Origin of the sequence: Bradyrhizobium sp. 31Argb, from assembly GCF_043638955.1 — a bacterium.
GTDB lineage: Bacteria > Pseudomonadota > Alphaproteobacteria > Rhizobiales > Xanthobacteraceae > Bradyrhizobium.
This window is the reverse complement of record NZ_JBEGDB010000435.1, coordinates 1-4,488: the sequence shown is the minus strand read 5'-3', so window position 1 is coordinate 4,488 and position 4,488 is coordinate 1. Positions and strand designations below refer to the sequence as shown.

The following is a 4,488-nucleotide window of genomic DNA, read 5'->3' as shown; positions in this document are numbered from 1 at the left end:
CAGCGATCCGATCACCTCAAAAGCTCTTGTGCCACGGGGGCCGTCCACATATGGGTCCCGGCCTTCGCCGGGACGACCACCTAACTACTTCTTCCGGACTACTTCTTCGCCGGCGGTGCCATCTTGGAGTCGGACGGCTTGGCGGCCGGGGCCGTTGCGTCCGGCTTGGTGTCGCTCTTGGCGGTCTCTTCCGGCTTGTCCATGCGCTCGATCTTGGCGGCCTCGCGCAGCTTGGCGACATAGTCGGCCTGCGCCTTGCGGGTCACATAGGTCTCGATCTGGCTCTTGACCTGATCGAAGGGCGGCGCGGTGCGGTTGCGCTTTTCCTCGACCTTGATGATGTGCCAGCCGAACTGCGACTTCACGGGATCGGAGATCTTGCCCGGCTCGAGCGAAAAGGCGACGGCGGAGAATTCCGGCACCATCTGCTCCTTGGTGAAGAAGCCGAGATCGCCGCCATCGGAGGCGCCGGGATCCTTGGACTTCTTCTTGGCGAGCTCGGCGAAATCGGCGCCCTTCGCGAGCTCGGCCTTGATCGCCTTGGCCTCGTCCTCGGTCTCGACCAGGATGTGGCGGGCATGCACTTCCTGTTCGCCGGTGATCTGCTTGGAGGCCTCCTCATAGACCTTCTTCATGGCGTCGTCGGTGGTCGCGGCTTTGCCCTCGCTGGCAAGCAGGCTATCCATCAGGAGCCGGTTGCGGGTGAAGGCGATACGCTTCTTGAACTCGTCAGTATTGTCGACCTTCTTGTCCTCGGCGGCCTTGGACACGATCTTCATGTCGATCAGGAAGGCCAGGAGGTTATCCTTCCGCGTCGCCGGGTCCATCTGCTGCAGGCTCGGCCCGAGTTCCTCTTCGGCGATCGCCAGGTCGCTCTGGCGGATCTCCTGCCCGTTGACCTTGGCAAGCACCGGGTTGGCATCCTCGGCGCGGACCGGCAGGCCAAAGGCGAGAACGGCAGCGATCGAGCCGGCCACGGCCAGTGACGCAAGGCCGACACGCAAGCCGGGTTTCATTTCCGCGAACGAGGTGGTCATGCAAAATCCTTAACTTGTCTCGAACAGGGGGAACTTCTCTTGAGCGGGGCGGACACTCGCCCAATCAAGCCGCCTTGGCAACGCGAAAAGTCTGACAAAATGATGAATTCCTTGACATCCTGCCGAGCGTTGACAACCCCCGGAGCGGGCCATATCTCATGGCCCATCGTGTCAATGGCGATAGCGCTCATTTTGCTTACGTTTTTGGCCGTTGAACCTTGGATTGCTTGCTTCCCACTTAATTGGCGGATCGGGCCCCAGGTTGGGGCCGTTGCCGGGGCGCGTCACGGTGAGTTGATAGACGATCGGCTGCCCCACGCTCCGGTTGCAACGCAGAAGAACAGGAACTACGCATGATCGGCGCGCTCGCCCGCAAATTGTTCGGCTCCGCCAACGACCGGCGGGTGAAGGGATACCAGTCCCGCGTCAACGCCATCAACGCATTGGAGCCCGAGGTCGCAAAGCTTTCGGACGAGGCGTTGAAGGCCCGCACCGCCGAATTCCGGCAGGAGCTGGCGAACGGCAAGACGCTCGACGACCTTCTGGTTCCGGCGTTCGCCACCGTCCGCGAGGCAGCCAAGCGCACCCTCGGCCAGCGCCATTTCGATGTGCAGCTGATCGGCGGCATGGTGCTGCATGAGGGCGACATCGCCGAGATGAAGACCGGCGAAGGCAAGACGCTGGTGGCAACACTCGCGGTCTATCTCAACGCGCTCGCCGGCAAGGGCGTCCACGTCGTCACCGTCAACGATTACCTCGCCCGCCGTGACTCCGGCTGGATGGGCCAGATCTATTCCTTCCTCGGGATGAGCACCGGCGTGATCGTCCACGGGCTCGACGATGCCGAGCGCAAGACGGCCTATGCTTGCGATATCACCTACGGCACCAATAACGAATACGGTTTCGACTACCTCCGCGACAACATGAAGTACCGCCTGGAGGACATGGTCCAGCGCGGGCACTATTACGCCATCGTCGACGAAGTCGACTCGATCCTGATCGACGAGGCGCGGACGCCGCTGATCATCTCCGGCCCGCTCGACGACCGCTCGGATTTCTACAACACCATCGACACGTTCTTTCCCCAGCTCGACAAGACGGACTACGACGTCGACGAGAAGCAGCGCACGGTGACGCTGACCGAAGGCGGCATGGAAAAGCTCGAAGGGTTGCTGCGCGATGCCGGCCAGCTCAAGGGCGAGTCGCTCTACGACGTCGAGAACGTCTCGGTCGTCCACCACGTCAACCAGGCGCTGCGCGCACATACGCTGTTCACCCGCGACAAGGACTACATCGTCCGCGACGGCGAGGTTGTCATCATCGACGAGTTCACCGGACGCATGATGCCGGGCCGCCGCTACTCGGAAGGCCTGCACCAGGCGCTGGAAGCCAAAGAGCACGTCCAGGTCCAGCCGGAGAACCAGACGCTCGCATCCATCACCTTCCAGAACTATTTCCGGATGTACGAGAAGCTGGCAGGCATGACCGGCACGGCCGCGACCGAGGCCGACGAATTGTTCGACATCTACAAGCTCGAGGTCCTGGAGATCCCGACCAACCTGCCGGTGGCGCGCCTCGACGAGGACGACGAGGTCTATCGCACGCAGAACGAAAAATACGCAGCGATCCTCGCCGAGATCGAACGCGCCAACAAGCGACTGCAGCCGGTCCTGGTCGGCACCGCCTCGATCGAGAAGTCGGAAGTGCTGGCCGAGTACCTGCGCAAGCACGGCTACAAGCAGATCGACTTCAGCAATCACGGCGCGCTCGACAAGCTCTATGCCGCTGCGCGCGCCGGCAAGCCGGCGAAACTGTTCGCGGTCTTGAACGCGCGTTTCCACGAGCAGGAAGCCTATATCGTCGCCGAAGCCGGCGTGCCCGGCGCGATCACGATCGCGACCAACATGGCCGGCCGCGGTACCGACATCAAGCTCGGCGGTTCGCTCGACATGCGGATCCAGCAGGAGACGGCCGCCATCGCCGATGAAGCCGAGAAGGCGAAGAAGATCGAGCAGATCAAGGCCGACATCGAGCGCTTCCGCGAGATCGTCTTGAAGGCCGAGGAGGTCGTCGAGGTCGAGCCCGCCAAGGGCAGCAAGCCGGCGAAGACGGTGACCAAGCCAGGCGGCCTCTACATCATCGGCTCCGAACGGCATGAATCCCGCCGCATCGACAACCAGCTCCGCGGCCGCTCCGGCCGCCAGGGCGACCCCGGCCGCTCGAAATTCTTCCTGTCGCTGGAAGACGATCTGATGCGCATCTTCGGGTCCGACCGGCTCGACAGCATGCTGACCCGGCTCGGCCTGAAAGAGGGCGAGGCGATCATCCATCCCTGGATCAACAAGGCGCTGGAAAAGGCGCAGCAGAAGGTCGAAGCGCGCAACTTCGACATCCGCAAGAACCTGCTCAAATTCGACAACGTCCAGAACGACCAGCGCAAGGTGATCTTCGATCAGCGCGTCGAACTGATGAAGGACGAGAGTGTCGCCGAGACCGTCACCGACATGCGCCACGCCTTCATCGAGGATCTGGTGGCCAAGCACATCCCCGAGCACGCCTATGCCGAGCAGTGGGATGCGGCGGGGCTGAAGGACGAATTGAAGCGCGTGCTTGATGTCGACCTGCCGGTCGACGAATGGGCCAAGGAAGAGGGCATCGCCGACGAGGAATTGCTGGCGCGGATCGAGAAGCATGTCGACGAGCGCATGGCGGCCAAGGTCGCGCAATGGGGTCCCGACGTGATGCGCTACGTCGAGAAGACGATCCTGTTGCAGACGCTCGACCATCTCTGGCGCGAGCACCTGATCATGCTCGATCATCTGCGCCAGGTGATCGGCCTGCGCGGCTATGGCCAGCGCGATCCGCTGCAGGAGTACAAGACGGAAGCCTTCAACCTCTTCCAGGAGATGAGCTCGCATCTGCGCGAGGCCGTCACCGCGCAATTGATGCGGGTCGAGATCATCCCGCCGGAGGAGCAGCAGCCGGTGCTGCCGGCGATGGAAGTGCACAAGCTCGATCCCAACACCGGCGAGGACGAGATGTCCTTCGCCAACGCCTCGCTGGTGCCGAAGGCCGCCCCCTCCGACCGCGATCCCAACAACCCCGCCACCTGGGGCAAGGTCGGCCGCAACGAGGATTGCCCCTGCGGAAGCGGCAAGAAGTACAAGCACTGCCACGGCAGGTACGCGTGAGATGAGCTGCCCGTAAGCGGGCAGGGTACTCCTCTCCGTCATTGCGAGCCACCGGGCGGCGCTACCGCGCCGACCCGGTGGCTCGCAATGACGATGTGGCTACTTCGGGCGCGACAAATCAACCCGACGGGCAAATCAGCAAAAGTCTGTCCAGCCCTCGCGCAAAAAACATTCCACTTCCGTCGTCGGGCAAATCAGTGATTTAACTCCGCGCGTCTCACGGCGGATGAGCGACTATCTGGATTGTCAAGTTGCATTGG

The 4,488-nt window shown here is 62.6% G+C and carries 2 protein-coding genes; one reads left to right on the top strand and one right to left on the bottom strand.

Annotation, left to right across the window (positions count from 1 at the left end; genetic code table 11):
* Window positions 1-98 precede the first annotated feature (98 nt).
* A complete protein-coding gene (locus AAFX91_RS39450; RefSeq protein ID WP_130583930.1) occupies window positions 99-1,037 on the bottom strand; it encodes a peptidylprolyl isomerase in 939 nt (312 codons plus the stop codon).
* 353 nt (window positions 1,038-1,390) lie between these two features.
* Here AAFX91_RS39450 and secA point away from each other — a divergent pair, with 353 nt between their 5' ends.
* Entirely contained in the window at window positions 1,391-4,228 is a 2,838-nt protein-coding gene (gene secA / locus AAFX91_RS39445) for a preprotein translocase subunit SecA (RefSeq protein ID WP_130583929.1), read from the top strand.
* Window positions 4,229-4,488 lie beyond the last annotated feature (260 nt).